20 protein-coding genes are annotated in these 15,783 nt (G+C 60.8%); 19 read left to right on the top strand and 1 reads right to left on the bottom strand.

Going from position 1 to position 15,783, the window contains the following annotated elements; genetic code table 11:
* Positions 1-213 precede the first annotated feature (213 nt).
* On the top strand, positions 214-432 hold the full coding sequence (locus tag WN72_RS24240; protein WP_027557988.1) for a hypothetical protein: 219 nt from the start codon (positions 214-216) through the stop codon (positions 430-432).
* Between the two features lie 255 nt (positions 433-687).
* A complete protein-coding gene (locus tag WN72_RS24245; protein WP_092216354.1) occupies positions 688-1,968 on the top strand; it encodes a hypothetical protein in 1,281 nt (426 codons plus the stop codon).
* Positions 1,969-2,028: 60 nt separating this feature from the next.
* On the opposite strand, the gene WN72_RS24250 is transcribed toward WN72_RS24245, so the two are convergent.
* Complete coding sequence (locus WN72_RS24250; protein WP_092216355.1) at positions 2,029-3,453, bottom strand: hypothetical protein; 1,425 nt, start codon at positions 3,451-3,453, stop codon at positions 2,029-2,031.
* A 564-nt stretch (positions 3,454-4,017) separates the two neighbouring features.
* Between WN72_RS24250 and WN72_RS24255 the strand changes: the two genes are divergently transcribed.
* From WN72_RS24255 to WN72_RS47010, 17 genes are all read left to right on the top strand, one after another.
* The gene (locus WN72_RS24255; RefSeq protein ID WP_167380835.1) at positions 4,018-4,185 is read left to right on the top strand and encodes a hypothetical protein; all 168 of its coding nucleotides are present in this window, start codon (positions 4,018-4,020) and stop codon (positions 4,183-4,185) included.
* Positions 4,186-4,202: 17 nt separating this feature from the next.
* Positions 4,203-5,492, top strand: a complete 1,290-nt coding sequence (locus WN72_RS24260; RefSeq protein ID WP_143130615.1) for a hypothetical protein — start codon at positions 4,203-4,205, stop codon at positions 5,490-5,492.
* A 326-nt stretch (positions 5,493-5,818) separates the two neighbouring features.
* Positions 5,819-7,075: a tyrosine-type recombinase/integrase gene (locus WN72_RS24265; protein WP_092216357.1), complete on the top strand. Its 1,257-nt coding sequence runs from the start codon at positions 5,819-5,821 to the stop codon at positions 7,073-7,075.
* A gap of 220 nt (positions 7,076-7,295) precedes the next feature.
* Positions 7,296-7,508 (top strand): hypothetical protein, encoded by a 213-nt coding sequence (locus tag WN72_RS24270; RefSeq protein ID WP_092216358.1) that lies wholly within the window; start codon positions 7,296-7,298, stop codon positions 7,506-7,508.
* A gap of 101 nt (positions 7,509-7,609) precedes the next feature.
* Positions 7,610-8,014 (top strand): IS66-like element accessory protein TnpA, encoded by a 405-nt coding sequence (gene tnpA / locus WN72_RS24275; RefSeq protein ID WP_080134401.1) that lies wholly within the window; start codon positions 7,610-7,612, stop codon positions 8,012-8,014.
* Positions 8,011-8,358: an IS66 family insertion sequence element accessory protein TnpB gene (gene tnpB / locus WN72_RS24280; protein ID WP_080134400.1), complete on the top strand. Its 348-nt coding sequence runs from the start codon at positions 8,011-8,013 to the stop codon at positions 8,356-8,358. Before tnpA ends, tnpB begins: the two co-directional genes overlap by 4 nt.
* Positions 8,359-8,428: 70 nt before the next feature.
* On the top strand, positions 8,429-10,057 hold the full coding sequence (gene tnpC, locus WN72_RS24285) for an IS66 family transposase (RefSeq protein WP_194482923.1): 1,629 nt from the start codon (positions 8,429-8,431) through the stop codon (positions 10,055-10,057).
* A gap of 45 nt (positions 10,058-10,102) precedes the next feature.
* On the top strand, positions 10,103-10,777 hold the full coding sequence (locus WN72_RS24290) for a hypothetical protein (RefSeq protein ID WP_092217201.1): 675 nt from the start codon (positions 10,103-10,105) through the stop codon (positions 10,775-10,777).
* Between the two features lie 32 nt (positions 10,778-10,809).
* Positions 10,810-11,118 (top strand): hypothetical protein, encoded by a 309-nt coding sequence (locus WN72_RS24295; protein ID WP_143130641.1) that lies wholly within the window; start codon positions 10,810-10,812, stop codon positions 11,116-11,118.
* Positions 11,119-11,124: 6 nt separating this feature from the next.
* Positions 11,125-11,421: a hypothetical protein gene (locus WN72_RS24300; protein ID WP_092217203.1), complete on the top strand. Its 297-nt coding sequence runs from the start codon at positions 11,125-11,127 to the stop codon at positions 11,419-11,421.
* The gene (locus WN72_RS24305; protein WP_092217204.1) at positions 11,418-11,759 is read left to right on the top strand and encodes a hypothetical protein; all 342 of its coding nucleotides are present in this window, start codon (positions 11,418-11,420) and stop codon (positions 11,757-11,759) included. Before WN72_RS24300 ends, WN72_RS24305 begins: the two co-directional genes overlap by 4 nt.
* Before the next feature lie 24 nt (positions 11,760-11,783).
* Entirely contained in the window at positions 11,784-12,122 is a 339-nt protein-coding gene (locus WN72_RS24310) for a hypothetical protein (RefSeq protein WP_092217205.1), read from the top strand.
* Positions 12,119-12,346: a hypothetical protein gene (locus WN72_RS24315; protein WP_092217206.1), complete on the top strand. Its 228-nt coding sequence runs from the start codon at positions 12,119-12,121 to the stop codon at positions 12,344-12,346. Before WN72_RS24310 ends, WN72_RS24315 begins: the two co-directional genes overlap by 4 nt.
* On the top strand, positions 12,343-13,008 hold the full coding sequence (locus tag WN72_RS24320; RefSeq protein WP_092217207.1) for a hypothetical protein: 666 nt from the start codon (positions 12,343-12,345) through the stop codon (positions 13,006-13,008). The genes WN72_RS24315 and WN72_RS24320 overlap by 4 nt, the downstream gene beginning before the upstream one ends.
* Before the next feature lie 3 nt (positions 13,009-13,011).
* Positions 13,012-13,887: a phage tail tape measure protein gene (locus tag WN72_RS24325; protein WP_092217208.1), complete on the top strand. Its 876-nt coding sequence runs from the start codon at positions 13,012-13,014 to the stop codon at positions 13,885-13,887.
* Positions 13,884-14,072: a hypothetical protein gene (locus WN72_RS24330; protein ID WP_092217209.1), complete on the top strand. Its 189-nt coding sequence runs from the start codon at positions 13,884-13,886 to the stop codon at positions 14,070-14,072. The genes WN72_RS24325 and WN72_RS24330 overlap by 4 nt, the downstream gene beginning before the upstream one ends.
* Entirely contained in the window at positions 14,069-15,571 is a 1,503-nt protein-coding gene (locus WN72_RS47010; RefSeq protein WP_244553795.1) for a hypothetical protein, read from the top strand. Before WN72_RS24330 ends, WN72_RS47010 begins: the two co-directional genes overlap by 4 nt.
* Positions 15,572-15,783 lie beyond the last annotated feature (212 nt).

Consider the following 15,783-nt stretch of genomic DNA (forward strand, 5'->3'; position numbering starts at 1 on the left):
AAACCCCGTGCTCGGGGGACAAGCACGGGGTCCTTCAAAGCCGACCGGGGCAGGCAGGTCGGCACCACTCGATTTCGTTGCAGTCAACGCCGCGGTCGCTGTCTCGTTCCGCGATCCCTTGCCAATAAGCGCATCGCTATTGCGCCGGCTCCGGCGCAAGCGGCCCGCTCGACCCGCATAGGAACATTCGTTCCGCGTCGACGTTGAGCGGCCATGACCGACCTTCAATTGCGTGCACAGTGCTTCGAGATTGCCTGGAGATATCTCGACCAGTCCGGTCTGCTCACCGGCGAGCACAAGGATTCAGCCCGCTTCATCCTGAACAAGATCGACCGCATGATGCTGCGTGGCGAGCGGCGCAGACTGCTGCTGTCGAACGCCGCGATCGATGCCTACCGGTTGCGGCCCGTGCTGGTGAGCGGATCCGCATGAGCGATCGCGGCAATCAGATGTTAAGATCTGCGGAGAGCTGATTTTCGCGATCGCGATTCGTACTGCGCGAACGAAGCGGAGTCGGACCGTGAACAGACAAGAAGCCCCCGAACGGGCTTGACTCTCTTTGCACTCTCAACGACGCAGATGCGTCTTCGTTGCAAGGGCGGCGTATTGGACCTCAGGTCCGCGCCGGACGTTGATTACGATCGAAGTTTGCTAAGTTGTCGTATCAGGGATCGTATCAAGCGTTGCATGGAGACCATCGAGGCCTATCTGGGGCGCAAGCATGAGGAGATCAGGCTCCTGAACGGCTGCCTGAGAAGCCCGCGGCACGTGCCCTGTCCGCGCTCGGTGGACGAGGTCATCGCGGCGAAATTCCAGCTGACCGCCGCACTGCGCGCCGAGCATGAGCTGGCGGACTGGAAGGCGACCGAGACATCCTGGTCGGCGACCGCCCGTCCGACCAGCGGCCCGTTCGCATTCAGCTACGACTACCAGCGCGCGGATCTGAAGGTGAGCGGCCCCTCGTTCTATGACGACGCGCGCGGCTGCACCAGCGAGGCCATCTACACCGCGTCCGGCATGTCCGCGATCGCGGCGCTGCTGCTCGCCTCGGCAAGGCTCGTCACCACGGGCGACATCGTGGTGCTGCCGGGCTCCTACGGCGAGACGCTGGAGCTGATCGAGCGCTTTGTCCCGCATTTGCGGCTTGTCACGGTGAAGCCGCCGCTGGCGGGCGTGCCTGTCGCGGGCGGCGCGCCGCGAATTCTGCTGCTCGATTCCTGCGTCCCCGCCGGCGCCTTCGAAGCGACGCTGCGCTGCGACGGTTCGCCGTTCGATCTTTTGATCTTCGACACGACGTGCTTTGCCGGCCGGTCGGGCCGCATCCGGCGCGTCCTGCGCTGGGCGCGGCGATATCAAATCCCGGTCGTGATGGTGCGAAGCCACACCAAGCTGGATTCGCTCGGCGCGGAATACGGACGGCTGGGCTCTGCGGTGTTCGTCCGCTGGAGCGAGGAGGGCGCGGAGCGTTCGTTGGCCGAACGCCTCGCGGCGGAGATGCGCGATGCCGTGCGGCTTCTCGGCGGCGCGGCGCTGCCGGCGCATTTTCCTCCGTTTGTCGGCAGCCCGGCCTATTGGGGCCTGACGAAGCGACGCGTCGCGGCCATCCTGCGCAACGGTCGTCATGCGGCCCGGCATTTCGCGCGCGAGCTCGCCTCGCTCGCGGCCGAGCTTCACTTCACTCACGGGCTCTATGTCACGCTCCGCTCAAGGTGTCCTCTCGATGAGGCGGGCGCGCGACAAGCCGCCGAGGCCATGAGCCACGATCTCAGCCGGGCCGGTTTTCCCATCCGTCACGCCGGCAGCTTCGGCTTCGATTTCGCCGCGACCGAGTGGTTTCACAGTGCGACCACGGACGAGTACAGCGTGCGGGTGGCGGTGCCTGATCTGCCGACAGAGCCGTGGAATGATCTGGCGGCGGCGATTGCGGGGTGGTGGCGGGCGCATCAGGCCGAGCTTGGCGAGGTATGACCGCCTTGCTTTGCTTTTGGCACTGATCTCAGGGAGCGGTTGGCTGGAGTGGCGGTATGTTCACCCCAGCGGGACCCTTTTCCATGCTGCATACAACAGAAGTGGGATCATCCACCAGAACGCGCCGTGATCGTAAATTAATGGCCCCTCAAATGGCAGTTGAGAAAAGAAGTAGCCAGTGACGGCCCCCATTACGGTGATCGTCGCTTGCATCGTTCCCTCATCGCCGGAGGCTGCCGCAAAGAGCCCTAAAACGATCGATGTGCAAACGAGCTCGATGATGGCGCCGAGCCATCCCTGGAGGGCAAAGCCCGTTACATGGGGACCTTGAGGCGCGGTTCCTACGCCGGAAAATCTGTCATCGAACATCGCCGCATAGACGAGATTGCTTGGCTGGCATGGTGAGCGTTGACGAAGAATTCTCGTTTCCAAGGATCCGCATTTTCCTTCGGATTTCGAGAATATTTCATAGTAGTATGGGAACGGTTGGGCCATGCGGTTGACGATGGCGCCGGCTGACAGGGTTAGCACGTTCGAAAACGATTCCCGGCTGACTTCCGCCGTTTCGGCGCTGGTGCCAAATTGTTCTCTCCATATTTTCGCTTCTGCCAAAGTTCGATTGAACTGCTCTGAAGTGGGAGACACCGGAGCGCTCTCGATGCGAGTCACGACGACAGGCGTGGAACTCGCGCGCAGAAGCAGAAGAGAGACTGAGAAGTAGCTAACTAGAGCTAAGCTGGTAAAAAGCAGTCCCGGCACTATTTTGCGTTTGGCGAAGAGCATGATCGTTGCAAGATTCGCGGCATAGAACAATACGAGAGGCCATTTCATGTTCAGTAGAATGAGGATGATCGACATCGCGATCAGATTGAATGCGGTCAATATGCTCCAGAAGTAGTCGTTTCGGCTCGTTGCCTCGACCATGCCGTAGATCGACAGAGTGAAGAGCAGGGACTTGATCGTCACTTGAGGCCAAAACCCAAGCGCTTCCATGAGCTGGAAGCGACTATCCAACGCGCTGATGTAGTCTGCCGGGCGTAGCAACAGGCGTGCTGCGTCAGCATTCCACAGGGAAAAGAGGGCATACGCATAAAGCAATCCCAGCAATAAACAGTAGGCCGGCCTGGAGAGGCTCGGCAACGCAGCGACGTACCCTCCCATCTTGGCGGCCAGCCTTCGAACGAAAATGACGATGGGCGGCGCTACTACGAATGGCAAGAACAGCAGCGCCCAATAACCTGGCGAGCGCGCTCTGGAGAAATTGCGGATATCGAAGCCCACAATGGCGGTTTTGCCCATCACTTCACCCACATTGGTGAAATAGAGCAGGTTCCCGACGACGGTGAGAACAAGGTAGCTTCCAAGGAAAACCAGCAGCGCGATGTAAGTCCGCAATGCGCTTACCCAGGGCTCCTTCGGCCTGCCGACATAAGCAGCCCGGATGCCCGCCTTGTCCGGGCGCGCATCTCCTAAGCTGTTCAACATTTAGCGTCTCCTTGGCGGCGCAGTTCTACCACCTCAGCCCATGTTTGATCTGGTGCTGCGCCTCTGGTTCTGAGCGCATCCTTCATCGCCATTGCATCTTGGTCGGAACTCATCGCGCGCGGCAGTGGCGTGCATTTTAGGGTTGAGTTGCGATATTGGCGATCGCAAGAATCATCAGCGCCAGGACAACGACACCAATCAAGCGGTTATCGATTTTCGGCACCGCGGATCCTCCAGCAGTTCCCGTGCAAATGCGCAGGAAGGTTTACCATCACCTCTCTTGGCGAGGCAATCGCGCGGCATGTGCGATCGGCGCCGTTTCCCACTGATTCAACCAGGGGCTGCCGCAGGTGCTCGACCAATATGGCGTTTCGCGGGCCGCGTTCGATCGCGACATCGCCGACGAGGTGGCGAGCCAGATCGCCTATCAACGGCTTACTGGAGCGATAAGGTCGAGGTGGCGGCGGTCTCGCGCGCGTCCTCCGGCCTGGTCCGCTCGATGTGCATGTCGAAAGGGTCTTGCAAACTCGCTTTAGTTCTGGACTTTTGCGTCGGAAAGCTCAAATGAGGCTTGACGGGGCGGGTGATGCGGTCAATCGGTTCTATCGCTTCGGCAAGGCTGATGTTGCGAATGTCGCCGCGGTGGCGGCGATCGTCGCGGGGCTGGTCGTAGTTGGTGGTATCGCGGGGATAGGCGAAGGGCGCCGGCGCAACCGCAAGCCGGAGATTTGAGGCGCCGCGGAATGGGAATGGAGTCGGTCAGGGGTTTTAGTGCGCCGTTCGTGCGTACGGCGTTGCTCCTTGTCTGTCTGGCGCTCGCGACCGCGCCGCAGGCGTATCGCTCATTTCAGAAAGCCGATGGCCTTCCGCACAGCTGGACCACTGCGAAGGTCTGGCTCGCCAGCGCGGACTGCGCCAGGGCGACGCACAAGTTTCTCGTGCTGTGCCACGGCGAGGATGTCGTGCCGATCGCCGACGGTTTCGGTGGTGACGATCTCGGCCACGCCCTGGCGCTCGAGGTCTATTCCGTCGTGAGCGGGGCTCCGGTCCGGCCCGAGCAGATCTCGCACCTCAACACCGCCTTGAACTACACGGCGCTCATCGCTGTGGCGTTGCTCCTGATGGCCTGCAATCTTCCGGTTGCCTCGCTGTCGGTGCTGACCGTCGGCGCGTTCATGGCCCGCCAGTTTCACGCCCTGACGCCACATCCTGCCCAGTTCGCGGCGGCGTGCTTCGCGGTCATTCTGCCGATTGCGATCCTTGGCAGGCCGCGATTTCGGGCTGCGTGGATCGCGGCCGGGTTTGTGGGTCTGGCCGTGGCGCTGCTGCTCCGTGAGGCGATCGGCATGATGGGCGTGCTGACCGCTTTGATCGCAACGATCTTGCTCGTCATCCGCGAGCGCAAGCTGGCTCCTGTCGTGCTGGCGCTTGCAATTGTCGCCACGGCGGCGACGCCGTATGCGCTTCTGCGCGCGCGAGACGCCGTCTATCAGCTGCCGCCGCCCGAGAAGCTGGAAAGTCACGGGACCTGGGCGAACCTCTATATGGGGCTCGGCGGGGTACCCAACCCGTTCGGGATCGAATGGAGTGACTACAGCGCGATCGACGCCGTCAAGGCCGTTGATCCGGCCGTTCCGTATCTCAGTCCGCGCTTTTACGAGATTCTGCGGGAACGCTATCTCGATCTCGTCCGCCAGCATCCGGCCGAGGTCGCCTCGATCTATTGGGCCAAGCTCGTCCTGATCCTCCACGCCGAAATGTCTGGGCTGCCGTTCGCACCAACGCTGTGGCCCGTGTTGCTGGTCCTCGCGATCTCCGGCGCTCTCGTCAGGTGGTATCGTCGCTCGGACGCTGGGATCGAGAATTTCGACGCCGTGATGGCCGCCAGCGCGTCGATGGCCGCCGGCTTCGTGGCGCAGGGCGTGCTGATCTATTTCCACATGCAATACATGTTTCCGATCCAGATGTTTCTGCTGCTGGGCGCGGCCGTGCTGATCGACGTGTTCCTCGCGGCTGGTATGGGCAGGCTGCGCAAGTAGAGCGCGGGCCGCGCAATGCGCGCGCCGGCGCCATTCCGGTGTGCGAAAATGCTCCGGGGATTTCTCCGGGGATTTTCTGCCCACCTGGCCCCATTTGGGGTCTTTGATCCCCACTCGCTCTAGCCAGGCGGTGATTCGCCTTAGGGCTTGACCGGCAAAATGTCTTTGATTGCCAAGCGGTTTGACTGGCGATCCCGGCAGGACTCGAACCTGCAACCCGCGGAGTAGAAATCCGCTATCGGGCATTGATTTGCTTTAATTATTTGGCTTCATGTTGCGCTCTTGTTGCGCCGTGGTATGTTGTAACAAGGGCGAGGGGGAGCGACATGTCGATCAGAAAACGGACATGGACCACCGAGAGTGGCGAAGAGCGGTCCGCCTACGTGGTCCAATATTCAACCGCCGAGCGCGACGCCCGTGGAAAGCGCACGCGGCACATCAAAACATTCGACCGCAAGAAGGACGCCGAGGATTTCCAGGCACAAGTCCGCATCGACGTTAAGAAGGGCGTTCACACTCCGACAAGCCGGAGCATCACCGTCGAGGAAGCTGGCGACCTTTGGATAGATGGTTGCGGCGATCTCGAACGTTCCAGCGTCGATCAGTATCGACAGCACCTAAAATTCCACATCAAACCGTATTTGGGCGCGCTCAAGCTCCCGGCACTGACTGTCGCGATCGTGCGTGACTGGCAGGACAAGCTACGAAACGGCATTCCCGCGCCGGGCCAAAAGGAAGCGGAGCCGCGCTCTGCGGCAATGGTCAAGAAAGTAACCACCTCGCTTTCCAGCCTACTCAGCGACGCTCTGGAACGCGGGAAGGTGGGGCATAACGTAGTCCGCTCGATGACTGCAAACCGCAGCAGAAAGCGCAAAGTCGAACGTCGCCAGAAGCGCAAGCTCGTCATCGGACGAGATATTCCGGAACCTCGGGAAGTTGATGCGCTGTTGCAGCAAACGGACAGCAAGCGTTGGCACGCTTTCTTTCTTACGGCAGTTCGCTGCGGCTTGCGCGCCAGTGAATTGCGCGGGCTGCGCTGGCAAGACGTCGACTTCAAGAAGAGCGAATTGCACGTTCGCCAGCGTGCTGACCGCTACAACTCTATTGGCAATCCCAAATCCGCCGATAGTCAACGTGCCGTCCCAATCCCGCCCAAGACACTCGCCGCACTTAAAGCATGGAAACTGCAATGTCCGAAGGCAGACGGGCAACAACATCTAGTTTTCCCGAACGGATCCGGGAAAGTCGAAGCACACTCGAACATCATCGAGCGCGGTCTGATTCCTGCTTGGGAAAAGGCCGGCATTACGGTGCCGGTGCTCGATGAAAAGGGAAAGCCGGAGCGAGACGCAGAGGGGAGGCCGGTCGTCAAAGCCAAGTACACGGGAGCGCACAGCCTGCGGCATTTTTTCGCCAGTTGGTGCCTTGCTCGACCGCCAATAGGGCTCGGCCTGAACCTCAAAGAATTGTCAGAACGAATTGGACACGCGTCCATTCAAATCACGATCGATACTTACGCCCATTTGATTCCGCGGGCTGATCACCACGAGGAGCTTGCAGCGGCTGAAGGGGAATTTGGTTAGGTAACGAAACGTTAACGAAACAGGTGGTACTTATCGGGCGTACGACGTAGTTTCTAGGTGGAAATTCGCGTTGCCGAGACGGCGACCCACGGGCGAGATGCCCTAGCGCGAGTAAGAAGCTGAACGACCGGGATGGTCGAGAGCGAACAGCACAACATGTGCTCGCGCCTCGGCCTTTTTTATTGCCCGAAGTAGCGAGCCTCAACGGAGACTCGCGGTCGTGAAGATCGAAATTCCAGAAACCGAATTGATTTGGGGCGCCGCTGCCATTGGCAAAGTGATCGGCCGCACCGAGAAGGGCGCTTTCCACGCTCTTCAAAGCGGCCGTGTGCCGGGCGCTCGCAATGTCGCCGGCCGTTGGGGTCTGCATGTCCCCACCTTCCTCGCCAGCTTCCAGACCGCCACAACGCCCCGCGCAAACGTCGCCGCTTGAGCGTTGACAATTTCCATTCACTGCAAACTGACGACATAGGTCGTCTCCCTCCGGTGAGGGCCGCCTTGTCGGGTTAATACCAGTGCTGTGTAACAGCCCTTATGGACAGCAATAAGTTCAGTGCTCAGATTGAACGGTTCGAGGTTGTCGAGACTGGCCGTCGCCGTCGCTGGACCGATGATGAGAAACTCAAGATCGTTCTGGAGAGTTTGCAGGCCCCGCGCGCGGTCTCGTCGACAGCACGACGATACGGCATCTCGCGCTCGCTCCTGTTGACTTGGCGACGATCGTTTGGGACGCGGACGAGCAATACTGAACAACCTCAGCCAGCGTTTGTGCCAGCGATGGTGATGCCGGACCAACCGCCGGCGCCGCCAGTAACTTTAGCGGGGCCAGCGAGCGGACGCATGGAGATTGTCGTCGGCAAGGCCTGTCGGGTGATCGTGGACGCCGGCGTTGATATGACCGCGTTGTCTCGCGTATTGGATCTGCTGGAGCGGCGATGATCCCGATCGCGGCAGGGGCGAGGATCTGGATCGCAACCGGTCACACTGACATGCGCAAAGGCATGCAGGGTCTGGCATTGCTGGTGCAGGAGGGGCTGGGGCGGGATCCTTTTGCCGGCGACGTCTTTGTGTTCCGTGGTCGTGCTGGCACCCTGATCAAAGCCCTTTGGCACGACGGGATCGGGCTGTCGCTCTACGCCAAGCGACTGGACCGTGGCCGCTTCATCTGGCCGGCGACGGTGGATGGCGTGGTATCGCTGACCGCAGCTCAGATGGGCTATTTGCTGGAGGCGATCGACTGGCGCAATCCCCAACACAGCTGGCGGCCGCAGAGCGCAGGATAGGTTGCGCAATAGTCCCGTGAGATTGCAAAAAGCGCACGCCAAATCGTCGCTTTTGTGATTCCATCGGTGCATGGGTGACGGTCCCCAGAAGCTGCCGGAAGACATTGAGGCGCTGCAAGCGGCGTTGCTGGCGACGCGCGCCGAACTCGCCAGCGTTCGCGCCCAGCAGTCCGACGACCATGCTCTGATCGCTCACCTGAAGCTGCAGATCGAAAAGCTGAACCGTGATCGTTATGGCCCTCGCTCGGAGCGTACCGCAAGGCTGCTGGATCAGCTCGAACTGACGCTGGAGGAGCTCGAGGCCTCAGCGACTGAGGACGAACTCGCTGCCGAAATGGCCGCGGCCAAGACGACGAAGGTGGCCTCGTTCACGCGCAAGAGGCCGTCGCGCCAGCCGTTCCCGGACCATCTGCCTCGCGAGCGGGTGCTCGTGCCGGGACCTGTGGCGTGCGCCTGCTGCGGCGGAGCGAGGTTGTCCAAGCTCGGGGAGGACATCACCGAGACGCTGGAGGTGATCCCGAAGTCCTGGAAGGTGATCCAGCACGTCCGGGAGAAGTTCAGCTGCCGTGATTGCGAGAAGATCAGCCAGTCCCCGGCGCCGTTCCACGTCATCGACCGTGGTTGGGCCGGCCCCAGCTTACTGGCGATGGTGCTGTTCGAGAAGTTCGGCCAGCACCAGCCGCTGAACCGTCAGGCCGAACGCTATGGCAAGGAAGGCGTGCCGATCAGCCTGTCGACCCTCGCCGACCAGGTTGGTGGCTGCACTGTTGCGCTGACGCCCTTGTTCCGGCGCCTCGAGGCCCATGTGCTGAGTGCCGAGCGATTGCACGGGGATGACACGACGGTGCCGGTCCTGGCCAAAGGCAAGACCGACACCGGCCGCATCTGGGTCTATGTACGCGACGACAAGCCTTTTGGCGGGCAGGCCCCGCCGGGAGCAGTGTTTTATTACTCGCGCGATCGCGCGGGCGAGCATCCCCAGGCCCATCTGGCCGGCTACAACGGCATCTTCCAGGCCGATGCCTATGGCGGCTATGGCAAGCTTTACGACCCGAGCCGCAACGTAGGTCCGATCCTGGAAGCGGCGTGTTGGGTCCATGCCCGACGACCGTTCTTCGTGATGGCTGATCTGGCGGAGAATGCGCGCCGCAAGGTACAAGGCAAAAAGCCAGCGGTGATCTCGCCTCTGGCACTGGAAGCAGTCCGTCGGATCGACGCCTTGTTCGAGATCGAGCGAGGCATCAACGGCGAGACGCCCGAACGGCGCCGGGCCGTCCGCCAGGAGCTGAGCGCGCCGCTGATGGCCGATCTGAAAGTCTGGATGCGTGAACAACGCGCCAAGCTCTCCCGGCGCAACGACGTTGCCAAGGCGATGGACTACATGCTCAAGCGCTGGGATGCGTTTACCCGCTTCCTCGACGATGGCCGCATCTGCCTGTCGAACAACGCCGCCGAGCGAGCCCTGCGCGGCATCGCCCTGGGGCGGAAGTCTTGGCTGTTCTGTGGCTCCGACCGCGGCGGCGACCGTGCCGCGATGATGTACAGCCTGATCGTCACAGCCAAAATGAACGACGTGGATCCACAAGCTTGGCTCGCCGACGTCCTGGCACGCATCGCTGCACATCCCGTACAACGGCTCGACGAACTTTTGCCCTGGAATTGGCGCGACCGAAATAAGCAAGTCAACCAAGCAGCCTGAGTGACCGCTACGCGGTCCTCACCGGATGCTTACCATAGGTCGAACATGCGCTATTTTGATTTTCTCGAAGCCCAAGCCGCCAGCGTTTCGGACGTTGCCGTACGGGGCGCGATGACTCGCGTTGCCAAGCTGCATCGCGAGATCCTGGCGAACACCGCCAATGTCCGCGGCAACAAGGATCTAAGCGAACAGGGCCGGACGAAGGAAGCCCGTTCTCTCCTCGGCAAAAAGGCTTGGGAATTGATCCGCGCCAACGCGACCGTGCAGCGGCTTAACGCGCGCATCGACGAGAAGCGCGCCAAGATTCAGTTGCCGGCGATCGATAAAGCCGATGCGGCCGGCGCGGTATTGCGCGGTCAGGTGCGTGACCGGCTGCCGAAGTCGAGCAAGGAGCTGCGAACGCTGATTCCGACTATGTCGGCGCTGTATCTGCAGACGCTACTCGAAGCACCTGAACTCGTCGGCGCCGATTCCGAGACGGTCGAGGTCGCACGCAGTCGTGCAATCGAACTCGTGCAGCCGGGCGTGACGGCCGCTCTGGACGCCGAGCGCAACGCGGTGCGACTGCTGGCGAACGCCACGGGCGAATTGAGCAAAGCCGCGTGCGACCTGGCAGAGCTGCCGAACACCCGTGCGCTGACCGAGTTCCTGAACCAGACCGTACCGGATCAGCGGCACATCGAAGCAGACGTTGAGCGCGAAACCGCGCTCGCCGCGTAACTCGCTCCCATCTCAAGAAAGGATCCTTTTCCATGGCTACTCTTTCCCAGTTGCAGACCGCTCGCACCAGCGCCGGGGCAACCTATGTTTCTGCGTTGGCGGCCTTCAAGACGGCGTTCGTCAATCTCGCGGCGTATGACATGACGCTTCGCAACAAGAACGTCGACAGCGTCGGGACGGCGCTGAAGTACCCCACCTTCAAAGTGCGCGACCGCCTTCAGCTAATCGCAGCGCTGGAATTGTTTGCTCACAACGAATTCCAGCCGACCGTGACCGGCGATTGGGAGGAACAGATTGTCGCGGCGCTGAACTCGAACCTCTCATCGTTCACGCCGGGTTGAGCCGCGATGAATCGGCAACAGCTCCGAGCAGAACGCGAAGCGGCCGGCGCGGCCTACGTGGAGGCTGTTAAAGCCTTTCGCGAGGCGTGGGCGCGCCTGGCCGCGATCGACCGCACCTTGGCGAATAGCAACGTAGCCGGAAACGATTCTCCGCCGCGCAGTTTCCATTTCATGCGCAACAACCTTGAGCAGGCGTTGCGATCGTTTCAACACAGCGAGTTCGCGCCGCGCATCTTGGTCAACGAATGGCACGATCGCGCGGTGCAGATCAGCGACAAGCAGATCGAGGGGTTCAGACCATGAGCTACGATTATTCCACTGGACGAGTCGAAATCGTCCCCTTTACCGCGAGCTTCACCCTGAGAAACGAAGACATTGGCAAGGCGTTTCGATACGAAGGCGCCACTAACGCCAGCGTGACCGTCCCCAACGACCTTCACTCCGGCTTCTCCTGTGGTTTCATTCAATACTCGACCGGCACGATTACGATCGTCAGCGGAGCGCATGCGACGAAGGTGGCGGGCGGAAGCGCAACCAACGCGCAGTACCAGTCCGGCTCGCTCATAGTGACGAAGCGGAGCGGCGGCAACTTCGGCGTAGTGGCCGACATCGACTACCTCGTCGGTGGTGATTTTTCGTAATCGCGAGCAAGTCGAGAGGTCCAGGTGAGCTATCAATACGCAGATTTCCGCGGAAACGTCGTCCCGTTCACTGGCAGCTTTACGCTGACCATCAACGACAACGGCAAGGTCTTCCGTTGCGACGACCCTAGCAATGTCGTCGTGACCGTCCCCAGTGACTTGCACACCGGCTTCAACGTCGGTTTCGTCATGTACAACACCGGCATAGTGACGCTCGCTGCCGCTCCGCACGCGGTCAACAAGTCCGGCAAGACTGCTCTGTCCACGCAATATCAGTCGGGCTCGCTCATGGTGATGAAGCGAACGGGCGGCCCCGGCATTCTCGGCGACATCGAATACTTGGTTGGTGGTGACTTCGCGTGACCGACGCTCTCAAACAGATCGTGCAGGAGTTCGAGACCGCTTTGCTAGCAGGTGTCCGCAGCGGTGCCGACGAAGCGGGGCTGAAATCGATCCGTGATCAAGCATTCGATCGGCTGCGCGAGGTCAAAGAAGGTTCGGCGTCGCCATGTCTCGAAACGATCTTTGATGTCGCGGGCGAGATCGGCGCGAAACTGGATATGGCACTGAAGGTGATCGAGTCGTGACCGCCAACAATCTTATCGCATCCAAAAAACACAACTGCATCTGGATCGCGACGGACGCGGCATCGTATCTGGACGACGGGACTATCACGGAGTTCAAGTCCAAGATTCACGCCATTCCTGCGTGGCCGGCCGTGATCACCGGTCGCGGCAATTCCTTCGGCCTGGACACCGCTGCTCGTGAGCTTCGGAAGCGCGCCTCCAGCTTCGACGAACTGGTCGGCATCGCTTCCCGCGAACTTCCGTTGATCGTCGATCAGTTCAAATTGGACCGGCCTTTCGAACTCCACCTGGCGGGCTTTTTCCGCGGTCGCCCGATGCTGTTCTATATCCGGACAGCCGGCGGTCATGACAGCATCGGCTTTGGCTCGACTCCCTACCTGATCTTGCCCGTTGGGCGGACGTCGTTTGGCCCATGGCCATCAGAAGAATTGATCGCGGCGACGGGCTTCGTCGAGCCGGATCCCGACGACGAGCCGGGCCAGATCGCGAACAGCCTGTGCAAGCTGCTCGAACTGCAACGCCGCACGCCCGCGGAGGATGGCTTTTCGCGAGTGGGCGGCTTCGCCGAGCTGACGACAATCACGCCCAACGCGATCGATCAGCAGATTGTCCACCGTTGGGCCGGTGACCGCATCGGCCATCGCATGTCGCTGGAGCACTGAGCAATGGCGCAGATCGGCGTTTTCCGAATGAAGGACGCTGCCAAAGCGGCCGGTGATCAGCTTCGGGCATGGCAAGACCAAGGGCTCATCGATCCGAAAAAGGTGGACGAGTTCAGCGCCGCGCTCAACTATAGTTCCAAGCAAATGGAAGACCTGAGCGATCAAGCGAAAGTCGCGGCGTCGCTGCTGCCGCAATTCCAGCAAGCCTTGAACGACGCCGGCAACGCTCGGAAGCAGCTTGATTCACTTGCATCCGAAGGGATGAGCGTCAATCGCGGCTTTTTCACCATGTTCAATCAGCAGATTCGAAGCGGCGCTAACGCGTGGGACGCGTTCAAATCAGCCGGTCTCGATGCGCTCGGCAAACTCAGCGACAAGCTCGCATCAATGGCGGCCGACAAGCTATTTGCGTCGGCGTTCGGCGGCTCGTCGGGCGGTCTCGCTTCTCTGTTCGGTCTCGGCGGCACGCCGACCATGTCCGCACCTGGTGACCTTGGCGCAGGTACGGGCGGCTTGTCGTTCCCCATGTTTGCCGATGGCGGCTATACCGGTGCGGGCGGCAAATATCAGCCTGCCGGCATTGTCCACAAAGGCGAATACGTGATGGACGCGGTAACGGTCCGCCGCGTTGGCGTTGCCAATCTGGACAGCCTGCGCGGTTACGCCGATGGCGGCCTCGTTGGAAACATGACGCGCGCAGCCAATGGCAACAGTGGCCAGGTGACCATCCATGCGGGAGATACCCACATCAACATTGAGGGCAGCGCCGACGAAAAAACCGTCGCGTTGATGCGTGCGGAATTGGCTCGCGATCGCGCGTCTCGCTACGCGGATACGGTCAAGATTGTTCAGAGCGCGAAGAAAAGGCGGGATCTATGAGCGCAAGCAGTCAAAAAATCGAACTCCATAACTTGCCCCCCGATCTCACCGAGCCACCGCCCGACGCGCGCGGGTGGCTTGCCTGGCAACCTCTGACCGGCAAAGCCTGGCGAAAGCTCGACGGCCGGTGGCTGCCGATCGCCGAAGCAAACGCCATCGTTGAAGCAAGGAAGAAATCTCAATGACCGCACTCGCAACTTACTCCACGGGCACCGCCACCGTTTCGGCGGGAGGAACGACTGTCACCGGCATCGGCACGATCTGGTCGGGAACGAACGTCAAGCCCGGCGACATTTTCCAAGTTGGTAATTTTCAATCGGTGATCTCCGACGTCACGGACACCACGCACCTGGTCATTCCCCCGTGGGGCGGCGGTGCTCAGACGGGAGTCGCTTACACGATTTGGCAAGTGTCGCCCCAGCGCTTTGCGGGCGCGCAGGCGATGCAGACCGTCAATGAACTGGTGGCGGCCTTTGAAGTCAGCGGCTTCTTTTGGTTCGTCGATGTCGGCCTAATGGCCCCCGATCCGTCTTATGGCAACGATGGACAATGGGCCTATCAGCCCTCAACCGGGGCCTATTGGCTGAAAACCGGAGGCGTATGGGTATCGAGCGGGTCGCCTGCCGCTGGTTATGGTGGTACCTCGACGACGTCGCTTATCATTGGCACGGGGTCAAAGGCATTCACCACGCAATCCGGTCTTGGCTACAACGGCGCGCGCGTGCGAGCCGCAGCCGCGAGCGACGCCACGAAATGGATGGAGGGCGTCGCCACCTATAGCGGCACGACTCTAACAATCTCGGTCGACAAGACGAACGGGAGTGGCACGTTCGCAAATTGGACCTTTGCAATCGCGGGCCAACCTGGCCCCGGCGACATGGTCGCAGCGAATAATCTATCGGATGTGGCCAGTCCTGCCGCTGCACTCAAGAATCTTGGTACTCCGGCTGTGCTGCGCTCCTATCTCGCGGGTCTTACGCTTTCGACTGCGGGAAGTTCGTCGTCTTTCGGCGTCGCCGCTGGCGTGGCGACCGACAGCACCAATGTCGATTTCCTTTCGCTAGCATCAGCCTATGCAAAAACTACCGGTGCATGGGCGGTCGGGAGCGGCAATGGTGCGCTCGACACCGGGACCATCGCCAGCAGCGCTTGGTACCATGTTTTTCTGATCAAGCGACCTGACACGGGTGTCGTTGATGTTCTGATTTCTTTGTCTGCGACGTCTCCGACCCTTCCGGCGAACTACACGTTGTTTCGCCGCATCGGCTCGCTTTGCACGGCTGCATCGCAGTGGATCAAGTTTACACAGCTAGGCGATGAGTTCATTTGGGATGTTTCGACGTTGAGCCTAAATGCAAGTCCTGTCGGTGACACTCTGGCTCACGCCCTTACCGTGAATGTGCCTACCAGTGTGAAGGTTACGGCCATCCTGTCGGTCGGTGGGATTGCTGGAAGTGGGGCAGACGGGCGCGTCTATATTTCAGAGTTTGATAAATCGGATGAAGCGCCAGGAAACTCAAATCTCAACGCGGGCGTTCAAGGGTCCACGGCGTTGCAGGGCTGGCAGCGCTTTCTAGTCCGCACGAATGCTAGCGCGCAGATTCGTTACCGCGCCTTCAACGCGACCGGCCAGCTTATCGTCAATACGCAAGGCTGGATCGACCGTCGCGGCAGAGACGGCTAGGAAACAGCCATTTGCCAGGCTGAGTCATTGGCGAGATGCCAAGGCGAGGCCGGGCAAGTGAACACTTTGGAAACGGAGACGTCCTGATTCAAAGTGTTCCGGCGATCGCATGGGCGGACGCGCCTGTGTGATCGTGTCGGGTGCGCGTCGGCGCAGTCCGTTTCAACCGCACTTGCTGGTTGGGGTGGAGCGCCAGAAAGTCGCATGTCTGC

The organism is Bradyrhizobium arachidis (assembly GCF_015291705.1).
Lineage (GTDB): Bacteria > Pseudomonadota > Alphaproteobacteria > Rhizobiales > Xanthobacteraceae > Bradyrhizobium > Bradyrhizobium arachidis.

Coding starts and splice junctions, on each gene's coding strand:
- tnpB (WP_080134400.1), top strand. CDS start 8,011: ATGATCCCGATCGCGGCAGGGGCGAGGATCTGGATCGCAACCGGTCAC.
- WN72_RS24260 (WP_143130615.1), top strand. CDS start 4,203: ATGGAGTCGGTCAGGGGTTTTAGTGCGCCGTTCGTGCGTACGGCGTTG.
- WN72_RS24255 (WP_167380835.1), top strand. CDS start 4,018: ATGAGGCTTGACGGGGCGGGTGATGCGGTCAATCGGTTCTATCGCTTC.
- WN72_RS24325 (WP_092217208.1), top strand. CDS start 13,012: ATGGCGCAGATCGGCGTTTTCCGAATGAAGGACGCTGCCAAAGCGGCC.
- WN72_RS24290 (WP_092217201.1), top strand. CDS start 10,103: ATGCGCTATTTTGATTTTCTCGAAGCCCAAGCCGCCAGCGTTTCGGAC.
- WN72_RS24245 (WP_092216354.1), top strand. CDS start 688: ATGGAGACCATCGAGGCCTATCTGGGGCGCAAGCATGAGGAGATCAGG.
- WN72_RS24250 (WP_092216355.1), bottom strand. CDS start 3,453: ATGTTGAACAGCTTAGGAGATGCGCGCCCGGACAAGGCGGGCATCCGG.
- WN72_RS24295 (WP_143130641.1), top strand. CDS start 10,810: ATGGCTACTCTTTCCCAGTTGCAGACCGCTCGCACCAGCGCCGGGGCA.
- WN72_RS24305 (WP_092217204.1), top strand. CDS start 11,418: ATGAGCTACGATTATTCCACTGGACGAGTCGAAATCGTCCCCTTTACC.
- WN72_RS47010 (WP_244553795.1), top strand. CDS start 14,069: ATGACCGCACTCGCAACTTACTCCACGGGCACCGCCACCGTTTCGGCG.
- WN72_RS24330 (WP_092217209.1), top strand. CDS start 13,884: ATGAGCGCAAGCAGTCAAAAAATCGAACTCCATAACTTGCCCCCCGAT.
- WN72_RS24265 (WP_092216357.1), top strand. CDS start 5,819: ATGTCGATCAGAAAACGGACATGGACCACCGAGAGTGGCGAAGAGCGG.
- tnpC (WP_194482923.1), top strand. CDS start 8,429: ATGGGTGACGGTCCCCAGAAGCTGCCGGAAGACATTGAGGCGCTGCAA.
- WN72_RS24240 (WP_027557988.1), top strand. CDS start 214: ATGACCGACCTTCAATTGCGTGCACAGTGCTTCGAGATTGCCTGGAGA.
- WN72_RS24300 (WP_092217203.1), top strand. CDS start 11,125: ATGAATCGGCAACAGCTCCGAGCAGAACGCGAAGCGGCCGGCGCGGCC.
- tnpA (WP_080134401.1), top strand. CDS start 7,610: ATGGACAGCAATAAGTTCAGTGCTCAGATTGAACGGTTCGAGGTTGTC.